20 protein-coding genes are annotated in these 21,498 nt (G+C 69.1%); 3 read left to right on the forward strand and 17 right to left on the reverse strand.

The window, feature by feature from the left end; all coding sequences use genetic code 11:
* Window positions 1–15 precede the first annotated feature (15 nt).
* The 3 genes from G4Z16_RS10755 to G4Z16_RS10765 all read right to left on the reverse strand — a co-directional run bounded on the left by G4Z16_RS10755 (window position 16) and on the right by G4Z16_RS10765 (window position 3,662).
* Window positions 16–693 (reverse strand): aggregation-promoting factor C-terminal-like domain-containing protein, encoded by a 678-nt coding sequence (locus G4Z16_RS10755; protein ID WP_197350607.1) that lies wholly within the window; start codon window positions 691–693, stop codon window positions 16–18.
* Between the two features lie 476 nt (window positions 694–1,169).
* A complete protein-coding gene (gene phoH2, locus G4Z16_RS10760; protein WP_197350608.1) occupies window positions 1,170–2,492 on the reverse strand; it encodes an RNA 5'-3' helicase PhoH2 in 1,323 nt (440 codons plus the stop codon).
* A gap of 369 nt (window positions 2,493–2,861) precedes the next feature.
* Window positions 2,862–3,662 carry an isoprenyl transferase gene (locus tag G4Z16_RS10765; RefSeq protein WP_197350609.1) on the reverse strand — a complete coding sequence of 267 codons (801 nt, stop codon included), beginning with the start codon at window positions 3,660–3,662 and terminating at the stop codon, window positions 2,862–2,864.
* A 69-nt stretch (window positions 3,663–3,731) separates the two neighbouring features.
* Here G4Z16_RS10765 and mgrA point away from each other — a divergent pair, with 69 nt between their 5' ends.
* Both mgrA and G4Z16_RS10775 read left to right on the forward strand, forming a co-directional pair.
* On the forward strand, window positions 3,732–4,784 hold the full coding sequence (gene mgrA / locus G4Z16_RS10770) for an L-glyceraldehyde 3-phosphate reductase (protein WP_197350610.1): 1,053 nt from the start codon (window positions 3,732–3,734) through the stop codon (window positions 4,782–4,784).
* A gap of 564 nt (window positions 4,785–5,348) precedes the next feature.
* Entirely contained in the window at window positions 5,349–5,525 is a 177-nt protein-coding gene (locus tag G4Z16_RS10775) for a hypothetical protein (protein WP_197350611.1), read from the forward strand.
* Window positions 5,526–5,579: 54 nt separating this feature from the next.
* Here G4Z16_RS10775 and G4Z16_RS10780 read toward each other — a convergent pair whose 3' ends face one another.
* The 12 genes from G4Z16_RS10780 to G4Z16_RS10835 form a co-directional block, all read right to left on the reverse strand.
* Window positions 5,580–6,332 carry an OmpA family protein gene (locus G4Z16_RS10780; RefSeq protein ID WP_197354339.1) on the reverse strand — a complete coding sequence of 251 codons (753 nt, stop codon included), beginning with the start codon at window positions 6,330–6,332 and terminating at the stop codon, window positions 5,580–5,582.
* Between the two features lie 4 nt (window positions 6,333–6,336).
* Window positions 6,337–6,927 carry a hypothetical protein gene (locus G4Z16_RS10785; RefSeq protein WP_197350612.1) on the reverse strand — a complete coding sequence of 197 codons (591 nt, stop codon included), beginning with the start codon at window positions 6,925–6,927 and terminating at the stop codon, window positions 6,337–6,339.
* Between the two features lie 32 nt (window positions 6,928–6,959).
* Window positions 6,960–7,493: a hypothetical protein gene (locus tag G4Z16_RS10790; RefSeq protein ID WP_343070797.1), complete on the reverse strand. Its 534-nt coding sequence runs from the start codon at window positions 7,491–7,493 to the stop codon at window positions 6,960–6,962.
* Between the two features lie 53 nt (window positions 7,494–7,546).
* The gene (locus tag G4Z16_RS10795; protein WP_197350613.1) at window positions 7,547–7,750 is read right to left on the reverse strand and encodes a hypothetical protein; all 204 of its coding nucleotides are present in this window, start codon (window positions 7,748–7,750) and stop codon (window positions 7,547–7,549) included.
* A 295-nt stretch (window positions 7,751–8,045) separates the two neighbouring features.
* The gene (locus tag G4Z16_RS10800) at window positions 8,046–8,945 is read right to left on the reverse strand and encodes a DUF5936 domain-containing protein (protein WP_197350614.1); all 900 of its coding nucleotides are present in this window, start codon (window positions 8,943–8,945) and stop codon (window positions 8,046–8,048) included.
* Between the two features lie 10 nt (window positions 8,946–8,955).
* Window positions 8,956–9,900, reverse strand: a complete 945-nt coding sequence (locus tag G4Z16_RS10805; RefSeq protein WP_197350615.1) for a type II secretion system F family protein — start codon at window positions 9,898–9,900, stop codon at window positions 8,956–8,958.
* Window positions 9,901–10,023: 123 nt separating this feature from the next.
* Window positions 10,024–11,376, reverse strand: coding sequence for a TadA family conjugal transfer-associated ATPase (locus tag G4Z16_RS10810; RefSeq protein ID WP_197350616.1), 1,353 nt, complete (start codon window positions 11,374–11,376; stop codon window positions 10,024–10,026).
* 31 nt (window positions 11,377–11,407) lie between these two features.
* Complete coding sequence (locus G4Z16_RS10815; protein WP_246530787.1) at window positions 11,408–11,803, reverse strand: TadE family protein; 396 nt, start codon at window positions 11,801–11,803, stop codon at window positions 11,408–11,410.
* 61 nt (window positions 11,804–11,864) lie between these two features.
* Window positions 11,865–13,934, reverse strand: a complete 2,070-nt coding sequence (locus G4Z16_RS10820; RefSeq protein ID WP_197350618.1) for a CpaE/TadZ family protein — start codon at window positions 13,932–13,934, stop codon at window positions 11,865–11,867.
* A gap of 15 nt (window positions 13,935–13,949) precedes the next feature.
* Window positions 13,950–14,681 (reverse strand): Flp pilus assembly protein CpaB, encoded by a 732-nt coding sequence (cpaB, locus tag G4Z16_RS10825; RefSeq protein WP_197350619.1) that lies wholly within the window; start codon window positions 14,679–14,681, stop codon window positions 13,950–13,952.
* Window positions 14,682–14,684: 3 nt separating this feature from the next.
* Window positions 14,685–15,776, reverse strand: coding sequence for a hypothetical protein (locus tag G4Z16_RS10830; protein WP_197350620.1), 1,092 nt, complete (start codon window positions 15,774–15,776; stop codon window positions 14,685–14,687).
* Window positions 15,777–15,994: 218 nt separating this feature from the next.
* Window positions 15,995–17,377, reverse strand: coding sequence for an Nramp family divalent metal transporter (locus tag G4Z16_RS10835; RefSeq protein ID WP_197350621.1), 1,383 nt, complete (start codon window positions 17,375–17,377; stop codon window positions 15,995–15,997).
* Between the two features lie 219 nt (window positions 17,378–17,596).
* Here G4Z16_RS10835 and G4Z16_RS10840 point away from each other — a divergent pair, with 219 nt between their 5' ends.
* Window positions 17,597–18,655 (forward strand): chitinase, encoded by a 1,059-nt coding sequence (locus tag G4Z16_RS10840; protein WP_246530788.1) that lies wholly within the window; start codon window positions 17,597–17,599, stop codon window positions 18,653–18,655.
* A 219-nt stretch (window positions 18,656–18,874) separates the two neighbouring features.
* On the opposite strand, the gene G4Z16_RS10845 is transcribed toward G4Z16_RS10840, so the two are convergent.
* Window positions 18,875–19,774 (reverse strand): S1 family peptidase, encoded by a 900-nt coding sequence (locus G4Z16_RS10845; protein ID WP_197350622.1) that lies wholly within the window; start codon window positions 19,772–19,774, stop codon window positions 18,875–18,877.
* Window positions 19,775–19,934: 160 nt separating this feature from the next.
* The gene (locus G4Z16_RS10850) at window positions 19,935–21,401 is read right to left on the reverse strand and encodes a GntP family permease (RefSeq protein ID WP_197350623.1); all 1,467 of its coding nucleotides are present in this window, start codon (window positions 21,399–21,401) and stop codon (window positions 19,935–19,937) included.
* Between the last annotated feature and the right edge of the window lie 97 nt (window positions 21,402–21,498).

Here is a 21,498-nt window from a genome sequence, read left to right on the forward strand (position 1 = left end):
CAACGGCCGCCCTGGTCAGTACCAGTTGTTGGCCTGCCAGAAGTCCCAGGCACCGCAAGCGCTGCCGTACCGGTCGTTCATGTAGTTCAGGCCCCACTTGATCTGGGTGGCGGGGTTGGTCCGCCAGTCGGCCCCGGCGGAAGCCATCTTGGAACCCGGGAGCGCCTGCACGAGCCCGTAGGCACCCGAACTGGCGTTGCTCGCCCGGTAGTTCCAGCCCGACTCGCGCTCCACGATCTCCGAGAAGCACTGGAAGTTGGACCCGCCGACGATCTTCTGGGCCATCGACTTGACTTCGGCAACCGTGTACGAGGACTGCGCGGGGAAGTCGCCTGCGTCCGCGCGAGCGGCGGAACGGCTCGCTTCGGCGGCCTCGCGCTCCTTGGCCGCCTTCTCCTCGGCCGCCTTCTTGGCCGCGGCCTTCTCGGCTGCCTTCTTGCGCGCTTCTTCCGCTGCGGCCTTCTTCGCCTCGGCGTGGGCGGTGTCCGCCTGCTGCGTCAGGGAAGCGGTCTGTACCCGGGCCTGCTGACCCGCCGGTATGTCTTCGAGGAGCGTCGAGTCAGCAGCGGTGGCCTCGACATCGTTCGTCGTCTGACCCTGCTGACTTCCGGAGGCCACACCGACGACAGCGCCGACGGTGGTGACCGCGGTGGCGGACGCCACTGCGAATCCCCGGACGGAGATCCGAGTCACACGGTTTCCTTCCAACGTGCCCGCTCGATGACCGCGCGGGCGCCGATCGTGCCCCTGGCGCTGACCTCCTGGAACTCGTCACCGGAGATACGGGCCCGTAGGACCCTCCTTGGGCTGGGAGGGCCGCGTGGTTCTTCGGGCGGCATACGGCGTGACTGCTTTTCAGTTCTGTATTGCTCTGTGGTGCAGCACCATTGCTGGTACCGGTGTGCCGTATGCGGGGCCTGACAGGAACCACACCCTGCCGGAAGCGAGTGGGCTGAGGCAATTCTGTGTTGAGTGGGATAGGTCACACCTGGTTTGGCTGTCACATTGCCCGGAAACACGCGCGCGCGGCGGTTCCAGGGTCTAAAGTGCCGCGGCCCAACGGTCCCCCGAACGAGGGAACGAGGGCGGAAAAGCCGTTGAACAGCGTTGACGCCGGCCGCCCTTGAGGACGGCCGGCGCCTGACACCCGGCAAACGGGATGACTCCCCTCAGATGTGTGTCTCTTCGAGCATCTCCGTCACAAGCGCCGCGATCGGCGACCTTTCGGACCTGCTGAGCGTGATGTGCGAGAAGAGGGGGTGCCCCTTCAACTTCTCCACCACGGCGACGACTCCGTCGTACCTTCCCACGCGCAGATTGTCCCGCTGTGCCACGTCATGGGTGAGAACGACCCGTGATCCGGCGCCGATCCGGGAGAGAACCGTCAGCAGCACGTTCCGCTCCAGCGACTGCGCCTCGTCGACGATCACGAACGCGTCGTGCAGCGACCGGCCGCGGATGTGCGTGAGCGGCAGCACCTCGAGCATGCCCCGCTCGACGACCTCCTCGATCACCTCGCGGCTCGTGACCGCGGAGAGCGTGTCGAAGACGGCCTGCGCCCACGGGTTCATCTTCTCGGCCTCGGTGCCCGGCAGATAGCCGAGATCCTGGCCGCCGACCGCGTACAGCGGACGGAAGACCATCACCTTCCGGTGCTGACGGCGCTCCAGCACCGCCTCCAGCCCGGCGCAGAGCGCGAGCGCACTCTTGCCCGTACCGGCTCGGCCTCCCATGGAGATGATGCCCACCTCGGGGTCCAGCAGCATGTCCAGAGCGATGCGCTGCTCGGCGCTGCGGCCCTTGATTCCGAACGCCTCGCGGTCGCCCCGTACGAGCTTGATACGGCCCTGCGGCGTGACCCGCCCCAGCGCCTTCCCCTTCTCCGAGTGGAGCACCAGGCCCGTGTGGACGGGGAGTTCGGCGGCCTCCGCCACGAACACGCTCTCGGCGGCGAAGAGTTCGTCGATCTCCTCCCCCGGCAGTGTCAGCTCGGACATGCCGGTCCAGCCGGACTCGGTGATGGCGAGCTCCGCGCGGTACTCCTCCGCGTGAAGCCCGACGGACGACGCCTTGATGCGCAGCGGCAGATCCTTGGAGACGACAGTGACGTCGAACCCCTCTGCCTGGAGGTTCCTCGCCACGGCGAGGATCCGCGAGTCGTTGTCCTCCAGCCGGAAGCCGGCGGGGAGGACACCCGGGTCCGAATGGTTCAGCTCGACGCGGAGCGAACCGCCCACGTCGCCGATCGGAAGGGGGGCGTCCAGGCGGCCGTACTTGACGCGGTATTCATCCAGCCTCCTCAGCGCCTGCCGGGCGAAATAGCCCAGTTCCGGGTGATGCCGCTTTGCCTCCAACTCGGTCACGACGACGACGGGCAGCACGACTTCGTGCTCCTCGAATCGGTCCATCGCCATCGGGTCTGCGAGCAGCACGCTGGTGTCGATGACATACGTGCGCCGGTCGGCTTCGTTGCGCTTTTTGCTTGTCACCACGGGTGGACGAACCCCCTCGGAAGAGGTCGGGGTGCGACGGCGTCGCAAGGGAAGAGACCGGTCCGGACCCGCGCGGAGCGGGCCGTGCACCGGCCCTCCGCGACATCCCAGTCGCCGCAGAACTCCTGCGGCGGTCCGTGGTCTGCAATCGGGCCTCCCGGCGGCCGGAGCCTGTGGAGGGCACCAGCCATGAGGGGATATTCCCCCGGGTGAGCGCAAGCATGCAATGGCATATGCGGAGCGCCCCGCCAGGGTGACCTCGACAACCCCTGCCGGGGACCTGGCCCTGCTCACGGGCCGGAACGCGCTCCAGTGCCGGGAGACGGGCCTCTCCGGGGCCTGGCGCACCGATGCTCGGAGGGGCTCGGGTCAGTTCCCGTAGCGCCGGTGGCGTGCCGCGTAATCACGCAGGGCACGCAGGAAATCGACCTTGCGGAAGGCCGGCCAGAAAACCTCGCAGAAGTAGTACTCCGAGTGGGCGCTCTGCCAGAGCATGAAGCCCGACAGCCGCTGCTCGCCGCTGGTGCGGATGACCAGGTCCGGATCGGGCTGGCCACGGGTGTAGAGGTGCTCGGAGATGTCCTCGACAGTCAGGGTCTCCGCCAGCTCGTCCAGCCTCGTACCGCCCGCGGCACGGTCGGCGAGCAGCGAGCGGACGGCGTCGGTGATCTCCTGTCGGCCGCCGTAGCCGACGGCCACGTTGACCAGCACCCCGTCGATGTCGCCGGCCTTCTCCTCGGCCTTCTTCAGTACCTGCTGCGTACGGTCCGGCAGGAGATCCAGCTGGCCGACGTGGTGGACGCGCCAGCGGCCGTCGGCGGCCAGGTCCCGCACGGTGTCCTCGATGATGCCGAGCAGCGGCAGGAGCTCGTTCTCCGCGCGGTTGAGGTTGTCCGTGGAGAGCAGCCACAGCGTGACGACCTTGACGTCCGTCTCCTCGCACCAGCCGAGCAGCTCGCGGATCTTCTCCGCGCCCGCCTGATGGCCCTGCTCCGTCGTGCCGCCCGAGGCCCGCGCCCAGCGCCGGTTGCCGTCCAGGATCACACCGATGTGCTTGGGCACCTGGTCGGTGTCGAGGCGGTACTCCACCCGGCGGGCATAGAGCCTGTACGCCAGGTCGCGAAGCTTCTTGTAAATGGTCGGCCCCTCCTTCGGCGAGTCCGGGACCATTGAACCTTACTGCGGGTGAAGCCCCTGGATGAAGCCGGGCCGCTTCGGCCCTGCTGATAGGAAGGGCCCATGACGGACGACTCCCCCCTGCACCCGCACCGCGCCGACGACGCCCGCTACGACTCCATGGAATACCGGCGCACCGGCCGCTCCGGACTGAAACTCCCGGCGATCTCGCTGGGCCTGTGGCACAACTTCGGCGACGACCGCGCGCTGGAGACGCAGCGCGCGATCCTCCGCCGTGCCTTCGACCTCGGCGTGACCCACTTCGACCTCGCCAACAACTACGGCCCGCCGCCCGGCTCCGCCGAGCTGAACTTCGGCAAGCTGATGGACCAGGACTTCAGGCCGTACCGGGACGAACTCGTCATATCGACCAAGGCGGGCTACCCGATGCACCCCGGCCCCTACGGAGACTGGGGCTCCCGCAAGTACCTGCTCTCCTCGCTGGACGCCTCGCTGCGGCGCATGGGCCTCGACTACGTCGACATCTTCTACTCCCACCGCTTCGACCCCGAGACGCCGCTCGAGGAGACGATGGGGGCGCTCGCCACCGCCGTGCGGCAGGGGAAGGCCCTGTACGCCGGGATCTCCTCCTACAACTCGCAGCGCACACGCGAAGCCGCCGCGCTGCTGCGAGAGATGGGCGTTCGCCCGCTGATCCACCAGCCCTCGTACTCAATGCTGAACCGGTGGACGGAGGAGGACGGCCTGCTCGGCATCCTGGAGTCGCAGGGAATGGGCTGCATCTCCTTCGCGCCGCTCGCGCAGGGCCTGCTCACCGACAAGTACCTCCAGGGCGTGCCTGAGGGCTCACGCGCCTCGAAGGGCACCTCCCTGGACCCGGGCCTGCTGACCGAGGACGTGGTGCGGCGGCTGCGCGGACTGAACGACATCGCCGGGCGGCGCGGCCAGTCGCTCGCGCAGCTGGCGCTGCGGTGGGTGCTGCGCGACCCGCGCATGACGTCCGCCCTCATCGGCGCGAGCAGCGTGCGGCAGCTGGAGGCGAACGTGGCGGCGCTCGAGGGGCCGGAACTCACGGACGAGGAACTGCGGGAGATCGACTCGTACGCGGTCTCCGAGCCGGGCACCAACATCTGGGCCCGGAGCAGCGAGAGCTGACGGCGGGTCCGTCGCCCGGTGACCGGCCGGGCGGCTGGACGCACCGGCCCGGAACGCAAAAGCGGGCCGGTCCGTGGGGGGGATACGGACCGGCCCGAGGGGGGGTTCCCACCCTAGCCGCTGCGGCCGGTCAGTCCGGGGACCAACTGACTTGCCGGACGTGTCGATCCGGGCCGTGACGGCCGGGCGCGCACGGCCCGCCGGGGTTCCGCACGGGCGAGGGCGGGCCGCGTGCAGTACCCCCAAGAGCGACCTCCGCGACGAGCGCCGGCTTGACGCCGGGGAACGGAAGAGCGGGGACCGGCCACCCTGTCCGGCTTCGTACGCCGGACGTCCTGTAATGAGGTGTGCCTCACTGTGCGGGCCGGCGCTCGAGGGCCCCGGCGTCTGCGCGGGACCTCCGTGCTCCATGATCACCGCGCTGAAGGCGCCGGTCAGGGCTGTTACGGGGCAGTCGTCGCGCCTCGCCCCATGAGGGGTTTACATGAGCTGAGTTGGCGTCACGTGACCTAAATCGCCCACTATTTGGCCGACGTTGTCAGTGGGAGCCCCTAGTCTTGACCCATGTCCACTTCCCAGCCACCAGCATCCGACGGTCAGACCATCGCCGAAGCCAACGAGGCGATCCGGCAGTATGTCTCCGGCCGTACGATCTGGTCGCAGGCGGACCTCGCGGAGCTGGACCGCCTGCGTACGGACTGGAAGCACGCCGTTCAGGCGGCGGTCACGCGAGCGGCCTGAGCCCCCGCGTCCCGACCGCCCGGCGCCCCGTCGGCGACTCCCCCGCCCCGGCCGTCAGCCCTGGCGGGGGAAGGACACCTCGACACGGCGGTTCTTCTTCCGGCCTTCCTCGCTGCTGTTGTCCGCGATGGGGTAATCCTCGCTGTAGCCACGCACGTTGAAGGTGATCGTGGAGTTCAACTCCTCGGCCAGCGCCTTCTGTACGGCGTTGGCCCGCTTCTTCGAGAGCGCCTTCCCGTGCTCGTAGGAGCCGAGGTCGTCCGTGAAGCCGAAGACGTTGATCTCGTTCGCCTGCTGCGAGTCGATCTCGTCGGCGATCTCCTGGATGCGCGACTGGGCGCTGCTGTCGAGCTTCGAGCTGTCCTTCGGGAAGAGGACCTCCGCCTGGAGCGTGAACTTCGTCTTCCCCGTGCTGTCCTCGCGGCGCTCCTCGCCGCTCAGGTCCTCGGTGACGAACTTGATGTCGAGCACCCTCGACGGCGCGAGCTTCGCCCCGTCGGCGAGCTTGAGCCCGGCGGCCTGCGGGTCGACCTTCACCGGCGGCTTGGAGTCCCCGATGTTGTCCGGCGGCTCGCTGTAGTCGGGTGCCGGCGCGCCGCCCTCGCCGGGGAGGGAGGGGGCGGTGGTCGGGATGGTCGTGGGATCGTCCGCTCCGGGCAGGGACGTCGGGCCGCTGGGGACCTTGACCGTGGGCTTGGGTGTGGGGTCGTCGGCCCGGGCACCGCTCGCGCAGAACGTCGTCAGCAGCACGGCCGAAGCGGATGTACACAGGACGGTGCGCAGCACGTGCGCGGCGGGGAGCCTCATCGCGTCACTCACCTGACAGCTTCACGCTCGCACTGGGCATGTCCGCGACCTGGAAGTCGACCGAGGCCGTCGACGCGGGCGGCGCGGGGAACTGGGCGTACCACTCGGACGTCTCGCCCTGATCCAGACCGCCCGTGAACCTGGTGCACAGGCAGTGCCCGTTGGTGTCGCGGAGGATGAAGTAGCGCTTCTTGCCCTTCTTGTCGACCATTGTCGCCCCGGCCATGGAGAGCCCGTTGTTCTTGAGTTCGGACTCCTCGCTGGCCCATCCCGGCAGTACCACGACCGAGGGACCTTCGTTCTTCAACGTCCCCTTGAACGTGGTGAATCCGGAGTCGTCACGCTGTGCCGAGTTGATGGTCAGGACGAAGTTTCCGCCCTTGCCGCCCTTCACCTGGGCGAGCACTTCGTTCGACTCCTCCGAGCCGCCCGCGCCGCCCTTGCCGTCCTCCTGGGAGGCGCCGTCCGGCTTCTTCCCCTCGTCCCCGCCGTCGTCACCACTGCTGCTGCAGCCTGCCACTGCGAGCACCAGGCCGGCGGTGGCCGCGACGGCGGTCCCCCGTCCGCGGGCTCTCAAGGCGCGCCGAATGGTCATGGATAGCTCGTCCCCTGTTCGTCGTCCGCGAGTCAATCGACCAGAACCACCGAGAAGAGATCCGACGGTTCGAGCTTGAGGTCGAGGTCCTCGGGGTCGATGGTCAAGTCCTTGCCGTCACACTCGATTTCGATGAGCTTGCCCTCGTCCACGAGCTGGCACCGGGGCTTGATGACGGCGGTGGCACTGGCCTCGGCCTTCTTGTTGTCGGCGCCGGGGACGATCGTGTCGCCCGTGTCGAAACGGGTGCGGACCTTCACCGTGTACCCGTTGTGCCCGTCCTTGTTGACCCCGTCGCAGCTGAGGACGTCCGAGCGGTTGCGGTCGGCGAAGTGGTCGGCCTCGCCGCAGCCGTCACCGAACAGCGAGCCGAGGCCGTCGAGGATGTCCTCGATGGACTTGCCCTCGAGAATGGCGTCGAGGAAGTCCTCGAAGAGCTCGTCCCGGTCGTCCTGCGCCGCGGCCAGCGCCGCGGCGTCCGCGGCCGACTGCCCGCCGTTGCGTACGGTTCCCGCCTGGGCCACAGCGAAGAAGGCGAAGGCCAGGAAGAGCAAGCCTGTGATCACGGCGCCGTAGAGGATCACCGTGGCGCCCTCGTCCCGGGCCGCGAAGCGTCTGCTCAGTCGCCCAGGATTTGGTTGACGGCCTTCGCGATCCCGCCCGAGATCGCGTCGTCGAGCCCGAGGCCCCGGATCGCCAGGATGATTCCGGCGACGATGATCACGACGCCCGCGTATTCGATCGCTCCGGCGCCGCGATCCGACCAGCGCCCGTGCAGTCTGTCCACGACGCGGTGGCGCCAGCGGTGCATGGCCTTCGACATCACGATCTCCTTCGATGATGGCCGGGTCGGGACGCGACGGCACGCCCCCGGCCTGTCTGCTGTAGTTCTGCACGGTCCTGACACTTGTGAAACGGGCTGCCGCGGCGCGGCCGCGGGACAGAGTGGTGACGAGCCGACGACCAGTCATTCCGGCTTCTCCTCCGCTGCGTCGCCCACCGTTGTTGTCCGGATGCAGACTGTGCCACATCGGCCGCCTCCGACGAAGGGGTCGGAAGAACGCCTGTGGAGTTTGGCGGAATCGCTTGTGGGGCCTGGCCGTTGGGCTGTCATCACGTCACCCGTTCAGTACGGAACCGAAGTCGGTGTCCGAGCCGAGAAGGAAGGTGGCCACGATCAGCAGCAACGTCCCCGGCAACAGGAAGGCGATGGTCGTCATCGTCGCCTTCGGCACCGTCTTGGCGGCCTGCCGGCGGGCGTTCTGCGCGTCGGTACGGCGCATGTCCGTCGCGATCTGGATGAGCGTGTCCGCGATGGGCGCGCCGAGTTCCTCGCCCTGCTGCAGGGCGGTGACGAACTGGTCTACCTGCTCGCTGTCGTTGCGCTTGCGCAGCTCGTCGAAGGCCGCGCGGCGGCTGACGCCCAGGTCCATCTGCCTCAGCGTGATGCGCAGTTCGTCGGCCCACGGGCCCTCGTAGTGCTCGGCCACGCGTTCCAGCGCCTGACGGAAGCTCAGGCCCGCGGAGACGACGACGGCGAGCACGTCGAGGAAGTCGGGAAGGGTTCGTTCGATGACGTGCCTGCGGTCGCGGACGGCCTGCCGGATCCCGAGCTCCGCGGCAGTGAAGCCGAAGGCAAGCACGATGAACGCGAACAGCCAGCTGTCGGCGACCAGTCCGACGATCGCCATGACGACGCCGAAGACCCCGTACGCGGCGCGGCGCGCGGCGTACCGGTGGATGGTCAGGCCGCCCGGGTTGCCGGCGCGGTCGATCTTGCGGCGCTTGGCGTTGACGCGCTCCTCGCCCATCAGACGCAGCACGAGCGGCGCGAGGGGCATGCCGAGACGGTCGACTGCGGCCTCCCGGGCCGTCGTTCGCGTCGCACCGACCTCCAGGGCGACGGCGAGGTCGCTCGGAAGCTCGATCTGGGCGCGGTACATGCGGATGCCCGCGATGGCCCCGTACACGGCGACACCGGCGACACCGGCGAGGAGGAAGGGCAGAACGGCGCTCATGGTCTCCTCCTCAGATCTCGATCTTGCCGAGGCGGCGGATGACGAAGAAGCCCGTGGCGAAGAGGCCGACGGCGCCGATGATCGCGAGCTGACCGACCGCGGACCCCGTCACGCGGGCCAGGGCGCCCGGCATCATCGAGTTCATCATCAGCATCGCGCCGAGGCCCAGCACGGGCACCGTGAAGGCGGTGGCGTTCACTTCGGCGAGCATGGTGCGCACCTCGCGTCGGGTCTCCTTGCGCTCCTCGAGGGTGTCGGTGAGGTTGCGCAGCGACGCCACGAGGGTGCCGCCCGCGCGGTTCGCGAGGACCAACGTCGTGACGAGGACGACGAGTTCACGCGACGGCAGACGTTCGGCTAGCTCGTTCAGCGCGTCCTCGACGGATCGGCCGAGGGCCAGCTGGTTGTTGACGAGCTTGAGTTCCTCTCCCGCCGGGGCCTCCAGCTCGTCCGCCGCCATTCCGAGCGCGGTACGCAGTGCGAGGCCCGCCGAGGTGGCGTTGGCGAGGATGCGGGACAGCTCCGGCAGCTGGCTGATGAACTGCTCCGTGCGGCGCTGCCGTTGGTGGCTGAGGAAGGCGCTGGCGGCCAGCACTCCCAGCACCGCGGCGATCGGCCCGAAGAACGGCGCGAGCACGGAGGCGGCGACCAGCCACAGGCCCGCGACGACGACGGCAACGTAGACGGTGAACTCGCCCGCCGTGATGTCGAGTCCGGTCGCGGCCAGTCCGCTCTGCACGCGGTGTCCCAGCCGGGTGCCGCGCAGCTGCTTGTCCACGCCGGTGAAGACACGGCGCCGGCCGGACGGCAGTTCGCGGCCCGCCGCTTCCTCGGCGAGGCGCTCGAGGAGTTCCTTGTTCTGTGCGCGTCCCGACGCGAACGCCATGACCGCGGCGACGGCGAGCGCGCCGGCCAGCAGGAAGGCGCCGAGCGCGAGTTGTGCGGTGGTGTCCATGACGTGGTCCTGGGTCCTGTGGTCCGTCCTGGGTGCGGTGGTGGTGCTGAGTTCGGTGCTGAGTTCGGTGCTGCGTGGGGTGTTCCGTCTCTCAGTGGGGCCTCGGAGCCGCCCGGGGGCGCTCTACTCCGCCTCCCTCGTGCTCAGTTGGCCTTCTTCGTTCGCGACCCCGAAGAGGGGCGGTACGGTCTCGCTCACCATGTGGAGCCGGTCCGCGGCGCGCCGCGGCACGGGCAGATGCGCGAAGCTCCCGTGCACCTTGCCGTCCGGGCCCATGGGCTCGGCGTCGAAGCGGGAGACGGAGGCGATGCGGAAGACCTCGCGGCCGTGCGAGGCGAGAAGAACGACCTCCGTGACCTTCCGCGTGCCGTCGGGGAAGCGGGCGAGCTGGATGATCACGTCCACGGCGGAATTGATCTGGTCCTGGAGCGCCGCGAAGGGGATCTCGACCTCCGACATGGAGGCGAGGGTCTGCAGTCGCATCAGCGCATCCTCGGCGCTGTTGGCGTGCACCGTGGCCAGCGAGCCGTCGTGACCGGTGGACATGGCCTGGAGCATGTCGAGCGTCTCGCCGCCGCGCACCTCACCGACGATGATCCGGTCGGGCCGCATGCGCAGCGAGTTCCGTACGAGGTCGCGGACGGTGATCTGGCCCCGGCCCTCGACGTTGGGCGGCCTGGTCTCCAGCCGGATGATGTGCCGCTGCTGGAGCTGGAGTTCGGCCGCGTCCTCGACGGTGATGATGCGCTCGTGGTCGGGGATGAGCCCGGAGAGCGCGTTGAGCAGGGTCGTCTTCCCGCTGCCCGTGCCTCCCGAGACGATCACGTTGAAGCGGGCGCGGATGAAGCCCGACAGCAGCGCGACGATGTGCTCGTCGAGCGTGCCCATCGCGATCAGTTCGTGCAGCGCGTAGGCGCGGGGGAAGCGCCGGATCGTGAGTGTCGGGCCGGTGAGCGAGAGCGGCGGCACGATGACGTTGACGCGCTCGCCGGACGGCAGGCGGGCGTCGACCATCGGATTCGACTCGTCCACACGCCTGTTGACGGTGGAGACGATGCGCTCGATGGTCTGCATCAGCTGCTCTTCGGAGGCGAACCGGACCGGCACCTGCTCGACGTGGCCCGACCGCTCGACGAAGACCTGATCCGGTCCGTTGACCATGATCTCCGTGATGGAGGCGTCCTCCAGCAGCGGCTCGAGGACGCCGAGCCCGAGAGCCTCGTCCACGACGCGCCGGATCAGCAACTCCCGGTCGACCGTGGACAGTACGGGCCCCTCACGGCTGATGAGGTGCCCCAGCACGCGCTCCAGGCGGGCCCTGCGCTCCGACGAGGGAAGGGCGGACATCTCCGCGAGGTCTATCTCTTCGAGGAGCTTCGTGCGGTAGGCGGACACGAGGTGGGCGGTGCCGCCGTCGGCTGCCGCCCCGGTACGTGTCCGGGACTCAGGGGTGGTCATACGGGCCCGCAGACTCAACTCCGGCCTCCTCTCTGTGCGTTCGCGGTGATCAGTCGCGCGGCATGGTCGCGGATCGGGTCGCGTCGCCGAAGTCGTCGACGCCGGGGACGACGGACGGAATGGTGACGGTGATGGTCACCCGCACCTCGTCCTCTCCCCCTCCGAGGTCGAAATTGGCGCGGGACGCCGTCCAGTCGGACATGGCCGCCTTGCCGGTCGCCTCATAGTCCTCGGCCAGGTCCTCCTGGCTCGCGATACGTGCGGCGGCGCGGGCGCCCGTACCGGCCTGCTGGACGGTGTAACCCGCGACGCCGAGCTGGATCGCGGCCATGGCCACGAGCAGGAGCAGCGGCATCATGCCCGCCAGTTCCAGGCTGGACGCGCCACGCTCACGCTCCGCGCGCCCCGCGCCGGCCCGGGAACGTGCCCCCAGGGCTCGCGCCACCTGCGTAAGTGCCCGGCCCGGCAGTGCACTTCGGGCCGTCCGCGTCCGTCTCATGCCGCTCTCACTTCCCCTCCTCAGCAGCGCCGGCCGTGCCGGTGATGCTGAAGGGGAGCTTTCCCGCACCGGGGAAGAGGACAGGTGCCGACAGGTCGACGTCCGCCTTCCACAGATGGCCGTCGAGGGTGCAGCTGACCGTCGACTTCTCCCGCCACTCGGCCGGCAGGTGCTTCGTCGCCGCGGACTCGCAGGCGCCCTCCGGGTCACCGTTCAGCGCGGCCGCCGTCGCGGCGCGTGCCGCCTCGTCGGCGGCGTTTCCGGCGAGCGAGAACGTGTAGCCGACGAGGACGCACTGCCACAGGATCGCCAGGACCGCGAGCACGACGGGCGCCATGCCCGCGAACTCCACCGTGACGGCGCCCTTGTCGCCCCACACGCTCGCCTCGCCCTCGTCGTCGAGGTCGTCGACCTGCTGACGTGCGTGCCGGCCTCCCGATACGTGCCCGATGTCGGGGCCCACCGGACCCACGCGGGTGCGGGTGTGGAAGGGCGCCGCGCTGTTGGGCTCGTGCGGCCTGCGGTGGTCGCGGTATTCGTTGCCCACGGCCGCCGCCGGTGCCTCCCCGGGTATGCCGTGCTCGCCGCCCGAAGCGCCGGGGGGCAGGGCCTGCCGGCTGCCCCCGGGGGTGCTCCCCTGCCGGGCCTGGGGGGTGCGTGGCGGAGGAAACTGGCCGGGCGGTGCCGTCTGGGGCCGCTGGGCTCCGCGGCCGGCCTGACCCGACGGGCGTTCCGCACCCTGGCTGCCCTGCACAGCCTGGACCTGGGAACTCCCCGATCCGCCCGCAGGCAGGGCGCGACCGTCGGACTCCGTGCCGCTCTCGGACAGCGCCTGCTTGGACTGTCCGCCCTGGCCCTTCGACGCCTTGAGGCTGTGCTTGCCGCCGCTGCTGCTCGAGACCTCCGCCGCGGTGACGAGGCCCAGTTCGGCCGCGAAGGACCACAGCGCCTGCTTGACCGAGCTCTTGACGTCGAGATCCTGGATGCGTCCGGCGTCGACGGCGGCGTGAAGTTCCTTGTAGCCGGCGGGAATCGTCGTCCCGGCAACGGACGTGCCAACGATGCGGGCGATGAGCCCCGGGTGGATCTCCGTGTAGCGCGAGGTCCGGTTGACGAGGGTGACGGTCTCCTCGGCCTTGCGGATCTGCAGCCGGTCCCACATCCGGACCATGCGCTTGGCCGCCCGCACGGAGATCACGTCCGGTGTCGTCAGCAGCACCGCGCTGTCGGAGGTCTCGATCGCGGCGGCGTTGGCCGCGTTGAGCTGGGTGCCGCAGTCGATCACGACGATGTCGTAGCGCGCCTTGAGCGCGGAGATGATCTGGCGGGCCGCGCGGTCGTCGACCTCCTCGCCCCGTTCACCCTCGCCGGGGGCGAGCAGCAGCCCGAGCCCCGACTCGTGCGCGAACAGGGCGTCCTGGAGCACGCGGTTGGAGATGTCGGAGATGCCCGCGAGGTCGGCCGCCGAGCGGCGGAACTGCACGTCCAGGAACGAGGAGACGTCGCCGGACTGCAGATCCATGTCCACCAGGGCCGTGCCGCGTCCCGACGCCTGTGCCGCGAGCGCCAGCTGGACCGCCGTGAGGGTCGTGCCCACGCCGCCCTTGGCGCCCGTCACGGCGACGACGGTGCCGCCGGGGCCGACCGTCTCCTCGGGCAGGGTGCCCAGATGCTTCCGTACGCCCACCGCCCAGGAGGCGGCGGCGCCGACCCGCGCGGCCAGGTCGTCGTAGCTGAGGGGCAGCCCGAGAACGCCGCGGGCTCCGGCGTCCATCGCCGCCGAGTAGAGCGGCTGGCTGGTGTCGCGGGTGATGAGGATGACGCCGACGGCCGGGAAGCGGAGCGCGATCTCACGGATCAGCTCCAACGCGGGCATCGGGCGGATGAGTTCGTGTACGAGCACGACCTCCGGCAGGTCCGCCACGGTCCCCTCGGCCAACCGCGCGAGGGAATCGAGCAGTTGGGTGGAGTCGGTGGCGGCCGGCACCGGCTCGCTGTCCGGGAGCTGGCTGAGCAGGCCGAGGACCGACCGGGCCGCTTCCTGGTCGCTGACGGCTGGCTGAATGCGGGTGACCATCGGCTGATTCCTGCCTCACTTGTCCCCGGTGAGCGTGTACGTCTTCTCGCTCTCGGGGATGTCGTTGCCGTCGCCCGGCGCCACCAGGGCGAGCCGGACGTGCTCCGCGAAGGACTCCGCGTAGGCGACGCGCTGAGCGTCGGCCGTGGAGAGGGCGAAGGTGATGGGGACGCCGTCCCGTTCGCTCAGCCGGGAGCTGTCCTCGTCGCCGGAGTTCTCCTTGAACGGGGTCAGCTTCCCGACGTCGATGACCCTCGCGTCACTGACGATGACCTTCGACTGGTTCGCCGACTGGCCCTTGCCGCCCGTCTGCTGCTCACCCTCGAAGGTGGCGAAGATATTGACCCGGCTACCCGAGTTGATCTTGCCGGCGACGCCGGTCTCGGCGTCGATCATGATGGCGATCTCCTGCTGGCCCGGCTTGAGTTCGGGCCGCTCGTCGATCATGTCCGCCTGAAGCAGCGACCCCTTGCGCAGCTTGTTGGTGGCGACCTTGCCGCGCACCTCGTCGAGGTCGGTGACAGCGGTCTCCGGAAGCCAGCGCTTCGGTACGGACACCTTCTTGAACTGCCCCTCGTCCAGGGACCTGTACGGCGGCACGTCGGCCTTGAGCTCGTACGCCGTCGTCTCGGGACCGACCTTCGACTCCACGTCGCGTATGAGTGTCAGCACGCCCCCGAACGCCGCGAGGGCACACAGGACGGAGACGACCAGCAGGATGACGCCACGGCGCTGGCGTGAATTCATGGACTACAGACCTCGGGGATCGGCGACAACGGCGTGACTGGATTGCGAGTCGGAGCGTGCGGCGGCGGCCGCGTGCCTCTGCTTGAGGAAGGCGCCGAGGCCGGCGCCCCTTCGGGAGTTGTCCGTACGGTCTCCTTCGTCCTCTCCGGTGACGGAGGAGGAACCGCCGGAAGCGGAAGCGGTACGGGAGGAGAGCGCGGAACCGGAGCGCTTGCGGGCGGGCGCCGGGCGCACCGCCGCCGCCCTCCGTGAGCCGGTTCCGTAGGGGGCGGGCGCGGCGCAGAACGCGCAGCGGTCACCGATGAGTTCGAGGCCGCACCAGTGGCACTCGTCCCGCCGCACCGAGGAGACCAGCCGGTAGAGCACCGAGACGTCCGGGATCGCGGCGGCGAACTCCACGAGCTTGGCGGTCCCCCACCAGCGGGACGCTTCTGCCGGCAGATACGCCTCCTGCACGCTGCCGACGCGCCACTGCGGCGCCAGGGAGCGGGTGACCCAGTCGGAGTTGAGCTGACCGTTGGCATAGGTGAGGTGCGTCGGGAACTGGGGCCCCGTGAGCGCAGCCCTGACGACGCCGCGGGCGCCGCTGTCCGTGCGCACCAGCTGCGGCGTGGGCGTGGCCAGCACCGCGAACTGGGCCTTGGGATTCCAGGACCTCGCGGCCGTCGTGTACGAGAGCGGCAGATGATCGAGCTTCGCGACGGAACTCAGCAGTGCACCCGCGTAGATGTAGTGCGAGAGGAGCCGTACAGCGGCGCCCAGCACTCCGGGGCTGAACTCGCACAGCGAGAGCTGCCTCAACTGCCGGACGAGGACCGCGGTGCCCAGCGGTGGCAGTGGCGTCGGCATCAGCGCGATGCGGTCGCTCTCCAGGACCGAGCGGATGGCGTGGAGCCTGTGCAGGAAGGGCTTGGGCAGCGTCGTGGGATGGACGACGATCAGATGGCCGTTCTGATCGATCAGCCGCTGCGTCTGTGCGAGCGCCACGTCGAACGGCTGCTCGTCCGGCGCCTGGTACACATGCGCCCGCGGCGTGTGCCGGTCCGGCGGGGGCAGCATGTGGCCGTGGCTGGTGACTGCTATTGCAGTGGTCATCCCCGCCCCCGAGCTCCAAGTCGGACCGGTCCGGTCCGAGTACCCGATCGTCAATGTTGATCTGACGACACCACACCTTACGGGCGGGAGCCCTGCCTCGGAACAGCTTCGGCCCGCCCGCTCTACTGCCTTACCCCGCGCCCTCCGTAGGTCAATCGGCTCGCGGGCCGGCACTCGTCCCCGACTGCCGGGATTCGTGCCGTTTCGTCGGCGACTGTTTACCAGGGAATCTCCCTCACCTGCTGCACGCACAGCACGATGAAAAGCATTCCCGATACGAAAAGCATCACGTTGCTGACAATTCCGTTGCGCCATTCCCGCGGGGTCCGGCCCGAATTGAGCAGCCAGAGGAGCGTCAGCGCGAGGAACGGCATGAAGAACGCACCGAGCACGCCGTAGATCACCACGAGCAGGAAGGGCTGCTCCAGCCAGAGCAGGGTCATGGGCGGGAAGGTCAGCCACAGCAGATACGCGCGGAAGGGCAGCGACCGCTCACGCTGACCGCGGGCCACGGCCTGCACCCCGGCCTTGCCGCCTTCACCCTCGCCGCCGGCGTTCGCGCCGTCCGCGTCGTTCGCGCTACGGGCGGCGCGCATCCGCTCCACGAAGTCGGCGAACATCAGGCTCACGCCCTGCCACACGCCGATCAGCGACGTGAAGGACGTGGCGAAGAAGCCGATGAGGAAGAGCGTGGAGGTGAACGCGCCGAAGCGGTCCTCGAGCACCTTGTCGAGGTCGGCCAGGCCCTTGTCACCCTCGGCGATCGCGATGCTCGTGGAGTGCAGCAACTCGGCGCCGACGATCAGCATCGCGACGACGAAGATGCCGGTCGTGACGTAGGCGACGCGGTTGTCGAGCCGCATCATCTTCATCCAGCCGCTGTCGGTCCAGCCCTTGGCGTTCACCCAGTACCCGTACGCGGCCATGGTGATGGTGCCGCCGACCCCGCCGACCAGGCCGAGGGTGTAGAAGACCGAACCGTCCGGCAGGACTGGGACCAGCCCGGCGAAGCTGGCGCCGATGTCGGGCGACACGAGTATCGCGACGTAGACGACGACCACGAACATGACGCCGACCAGGAACGTCATGACCTTCTCGAAGACCGCGTAGCGGTTGAACCAGACGAACACCAGGCCCACGAGGCCGGTGATGATCGCCCAGCCCTTGAGGTCGAGCACGCCGGGGAAGAGCGCGTCCAGGGGAAGCCCGGAGGAGGACATGGCCGTTCCGCCGTAGACGAAGCCCCAGATGACGACGTACACGGCGAAGTAGACCGTGGTCCAGGAGCCGAGCGAGCGCCAGCCGTCGAAGATGGTGCGGCCGGTGGCCAGATGCCAGCGGCCGGTCGCCTCGGCGAGCGCGATCTTGACGATGCAGCCGATGACCGCGGCCCACATGAGCGTGTAGCCGTACTTGCTTCCCGCGATCAGGGTGGCGACCAGGTCACCGGCGCCGACTCCCGTCGCGGCGACCACGAAGCCGGGGCCGATCAACTTCCAGCTGGCTTTGCGTACTTGGGGCCGGGAGCCGCCCTTGCCCTCGCCGGACGAGTCCGGGGTGGAGGCCGCAGCCCCGCTCTTCTCGCTGTCCTCGGTTGCCATCGCCGACCGCCTTCGCACTCGTCCCCTGGAAGTGCCCTGCCTGTGAAGAGGCCTTGTCCGGCGCATCCAATCCCCCGAGGGCGATCAATACAAGAGCTCGGACGGCTGCCGGAAGTCTTGACAAGGCAATTGGTCTGGACCATCTTGTCTGCGAAGCGCAGGGCCCGCGCACCACGCTCGACACCTTTCCTCCCATCTCCCCCCACCCCGGAGGCAGTTGTGGCACGCGCAAGATTCCTGTCCCACTGGTATGCACGCCCCCGCGTCCTCGCCGCCGTCACAGCGGCGGCGCTGACCCTCGGCGGACTGCTCACAGCCGGCGCCGCCAGCGCGGGCGCGGTCGCGTCCGACGGAAAGGCCCCGTCCGCCGGAAAGGCCCCCGCCGTCGGCGCATCCGCCGTACCCGCGCACGCCGTGACGGGCTACTGGCAGAACTTCGACAACGGCGCGACGACCCAGAAGCTCTCCGACCTGCCGGACGACTACGACATCATCGCCGTGGCCTTCGCCGACGCCACGGGCACGCCGGGCCAGGTCGACTTCAAGCTCGACCCGGCGACGGGCTACGGCTCGGAGGACGACTTCAAGGCGGACATCAAGGCCAAGCACGACGCGGGCAAGTCGGTCATCGTCTCGGTGGGCGGCGAGAAGGGCGCCGTCAGCGTCGCCGACGAGGCCTCGGCCGGCGCCTTCGCCGACAGCATCGTCTCCCTCATGGACGAGTACGGCTTCGACGGGGTCGACATCGACCTGGAGAACGGTCTCAACTCGACCTACATGACCAAGGCGCTGGACGCCATCCACAGCAAGAAGAGCGACGTCGTGGTGACGATGGCCCCGCAGACCATCGACATGCAGTCCACCTCGACCGAGTACTTCAAGACCGCGCTGAACATCAAGGACTATCTGACGGTCGTCAACATGCAGTACTACAACAGCGGTTCGATGAACGGCTGTGACGGCAAGACCTACGCGCAGGGCGGCGTCGACTTCCTGACGGCCCTCGCCTGCATCCAGCTGGAGGGCGGCCTCGACCCCTCACAGGTGGGGATCGGCACGCCGGCCTCCTCCAGCGCGGCGGGCTCGGGATTCGTCGACCCGAAGGTCGTCACGGACGCCCTGGACTGCCTCGCCGAGGGCACCAACTGCGGAAGCTTCAAGCCGGAGAAGAAGTACCCCGGTATCCGCGGCGCGATGACCTGGTCGACCAACTGGGACGCGGCGAACGGCAACAAGTGGTCCGGCACGGTCGGCCCGCACGTGCACGGACTGCCGTAGGTCCGAGCCCCTGGCCGCTCCCTCCGCGGGTGCGGCCCGCCGGCTGCTGCGGGGTGTCCCCCACCTCCCCGTACGCACGCGACGCCCCCGGACAGCTTGTCCGGGGGCGTCGTCCGTCCTCGGCCGTGTGCGGAGGTCACCGCCGGGCCGGCGCCATGGTGCCGCCGCACCACGCCGCCGGCCGGCAGCCGCCGGGCTCCGACACTGGCGGCCCGACGCTTACGGCTTCGGCAGCTTGCAGTCCGGCAGGCTCAGGTCGACCTTGTTCCCCGCCGCGACGCAGCTGGTGAGGGTGTGGGTCTGCTGCCCGTAGGCGATGCCCTCGTGAACGGTGACCTTGCCGTCCTTGTCCACCTCGCACGGGTTGTTGAGGGTGCACTCCTCGCCGTCCTCGTTACGGGTGTTGTTGATCCCGACGATCTTCCCGGTCGAGTCGTCGATCACCGGAGAACCCGAGGTGCCGCCCTTGGTCTCGCACTCCTTCGTGTACCGGATCGAGTCCTTCATCGTCCAGCCGTCCTCGCGCAGTTCGGGCACGAAGGCGTCGATGGAGCAGCTGTAGGTCTCCTTCCAGTACCCGGAGACGACGGTCATGGCGGTGCCCTCCTTGGGGTGCTCCGCCTGGACCTCGAGCGGGTCGAGACCCGTGTCCTTCTTGATCTCCTCGTACGTGGCGTCGAGTTCGTAGAGCGTGACGTCCGTGTCCGTCATCGTCCCGTAGGCGATCTTCGTGGACGTCAGCGAGCCGGCGTCATCGCCCTTGGCGTCGAGCAGCGTGAAGTTGCGCTTCACGTCCTCATCGACGATGACCTGGCCCGGCTCCGGCATGCCCGCCTCACGGCAGTGCCCGTTGGTGAGCACGAGCCCCGGGTCCGACGCCTTCGACTCGGGCATCTTCACCAGCGAGCCGGAGCAGTTGCTCAGCGCGACGGTGCCGGCGAAGTCCGGTGCGGCCTTGGCCTTCCTGGCGTCGGCGGCCCTCGTGTCCTTCGCCTCCTTGGCGGCCTCGGCCTTGGGGGCGTCGGCGGCGGAGGCGGTCGAAGGGACGACGGCGATCCCGGTGACCGCGGCGGCTCCGAAGAATGCCGTGGCCAGGATGCCGACGAGAGGTCTCTTCATGTGGGGGTTCCTCTCCTTGATCGAATCAAATGTGAAGGTGATTCGTCGGGGGTGACGCCGTGCATTCTTGGCGCAGGAGAGGCAGCCCCACAAGACCCCAACGGCGCCCCCAGAAACGGAGGGTGATGTTCCGCACGGGGCGCCGTCGATCAGGCCCGCCCTAGACGAACGGACTGATCACCGCCGCAACGGCGAAGCCCGCCACCGACAGGACGGACTCCAGCACCGTCCACGACTTCAGCGTGTCCCGCTCCGAGATGCCGAAGTACTTGGAGACGATCCAGAATCCGCCGTCGTTGACGTGCGAGGCGAAGATGGAACCCGCCGAGATCGCCATGATGACGAGGGCGATGTGCGGCTGCGAGTAGTCACCGGACGACAGCAGCGGCGCCACGATGCCCGCGGTGGTGACGATCGCTACCGTCGCCGATCCCTGCGCGACCCGGAGCACCAGGGAGAGCAGGTAGGAGAGCACGATGACGGGAAGTCCCGCGTCGCCGAAGGTGTCCGCCAGCGCCTGGGCGACGCCGCTTCCGTCCAGGACCGCGCCGAAGACGCCGCCCGCACCCACGACGAGCAGGATGTTGCCGATCGGCTTCAGCGAGGCCGTCGAGACGGTCTCCAGCGACTGCCGCGACCAGCCGCGCTTCAGTCCCAGCAGCCAGTACGCCAGCAGCAGCGCGATCGTCAGCGCGACGAAGGGGTGTCCGAAGAACTCGATGACGGAGCGGAGCGTCGACGGGTCGAGCGCGATGGACGAGAACGTCGCCAGCAGGATGAGGATGAGAGGCGTGCCGATGATGCCGAGCACCACGCCGAGCGAGACGGGCTTCTCCGTGGAGACGCCTGCCGCCTTCTGCTCGGCGGCGACCGCCGCCTTGGCCTCCTCGGCCGCCTCGACCATGTCGTGCGGCACCTCCACGAAGAGGCGGTTGCCGATCCACGCGGAGTACGCCCAGGCCGCGATCACGGCCGGGATGCCGGTGATGATGCCCATCAGGATGATCCAGCCGAGGTCGACCTTCAGCAGTCCCGCGGCCGCCACCGGGCCGGGGTGGGGCGGCAGGAACGCGTGCGTCATCGACAGGCCCGCGAGCAGCGGCATCGCGTAAAGGATGATCGATTTTCCGGAGCGCTTGGCGGCGGCGTAGACGATCGGCGCGAGGACGAAGATGCCGACGTCGAAGAAGACCGGAATGCCGAAGATGAGGCCGGTCAGCCCCATGGCCAGCGGTGCGCGCTTCTCCCCGAAGAGGGCCAGCAGACGGCTGGAGAGCGCCTCGGCGCCACCGCTGACCTCGAGTATCGCGCCCAGCATCGTGCCGAGCCCGATGATGATGGCGACGTGGCCGAGGATGCCGCCCATCCCGTCCTCGATGAGGGAGACGGCCTCGGACTTCTGCACGGTGCCGAAGAGTTCGGTGACCGAGAGACCGGCGGCCAGGCCGACGGCTATGGAGACGCCCAGGAGCGCCACGAAGGGCTGCAACCGGACTTTGATGATCAGGAACAGCAGCAGCACGATGCCCAGGGCGGCGACGATCAGCAGACCTGGGGTGCCGCCTATGAGCGCGAGAAGGCCGCCTGTGTGTGGTGGCGCCTTCTCGGGCGCGGATGCGAGCAGCATGGGTGGACCTCGGATTTTCTGTGTCAACAGCCGTGACTCTTCGCAGGGATGGGGACAAGCGGGGGGTGGTGATGTGCGGGATCCGGCGTCCGGTTCG

The sequence above is a fragment of the Streptomyces bathyalis genome (genome assembly GCF_015910445.1).
Classification (GTDB): Bacteria; Actinomycetota; Actinomycetes; order Streptomycetales; family Streptomycetaceae; genus Streptomyces; species Streptomyces bathyalis.

Bases quoted from the DNA above. Each gene is read 5' to 3' on its own strand.
- G4Z16_RS10820 (WP_197350618.1), bottom strand. From the start codon at position 13,934: ATGGTCACCCGCATTCAGCCAGCCGTCAGCGACCAGGAAGCGGCCCGG.
- G4Z16_RS10850 (WP_197350623.1), bottom strand. From the start codon at position 21,401: ATGCTGCTCGCATCCGCGCCCGAGAAGGCGCCACCACACACAGGCGGC.
- G4Z16_RS10830 (WP_197350620.1), bottom strand. From the start codon at position 15,776: ATGACCACTGCAATAGCAGTCACCAGCCACGGCCACATGCTGCCCCCG.
- mgrA (WP_197350610.1), top strand. From the start codon at position 3,732: ATGACGGACGACTCCCCCCTGCACCCGCACCGCGCCGACGACGCCCGC.
- G4Z16_RS10795 (WP_197350613.1), bottom strand. From the start codon at position 7,750: ATGTCGAAGGCCATGCACCGCTGGCGCCACCGCGTCGTGGACAGACTG.
- G4Z16_RS10780 (WP_197354339.1), bottom strand. From the start codon at position 6,332: ATGAGGCTCCCCGCCGCGCACGTGCTGCGCACCGTCCTGTGTACATCC.
- G4Z16_RS10835 (WP_197350621.1), bottom strand. From the start codon at position 17,377: ATGGCAACCGAGGACAGCGAGAAGAGCGGGGCTGCGGCCTCCACCCCG.
- G4Z16_RS10845 (WP_197350622.1), bottom strand. From the start codon at position 19,774: ATGAAGAGACCTCTCGTCGGCATCCTGGCCACGGCATTCTTCGGAGCC.
- G4Z16_RS10800 (WP_197350614.1), bottom strand. From the start codon at position 8,945: ATGAGCGCCGTTCTGCCCTTCCTCCTCGCCGGTGTCGCCGGTGTCGCC.
- G4Z16_RS10785 (WP_197350612.1), bottom strand. From the start codon at position 6,927: ATGACCATTCGGCGCGCCTTGAGAGCCCGCGGACGGGGGACCGCCGTC.
- G4Z16_RS10775 (WP_197350611.1), top strand. From the start codon at position 5,349: ATGTCCACTTCCCAGCCACCAGCATCCGACGGTCAGACCATCGCCGAA.
- G4Z16_RS10805 (WP_197350615.1), bottom strand. From the start codon at position 9,900: ATGGACACCACCGCACAACTCGCGCTCGGCGCCTTCCTGCTGGCCGGC.
- cpaB (WP_197350619.1), bottom strand. From the start codon at position 14,681: ATGAATTCACGCCAGCGCCGTGGCGTCATCCTGCTGGTCGTCTCCGTC.
- G4Z16_RS10765 (WP_197350609.1), bottom strand. From the start codon at position 3,662: ATGGTCCCGGACTCGCCGAAGGAGGGGCCGACCATTTACAAGAAGCTT.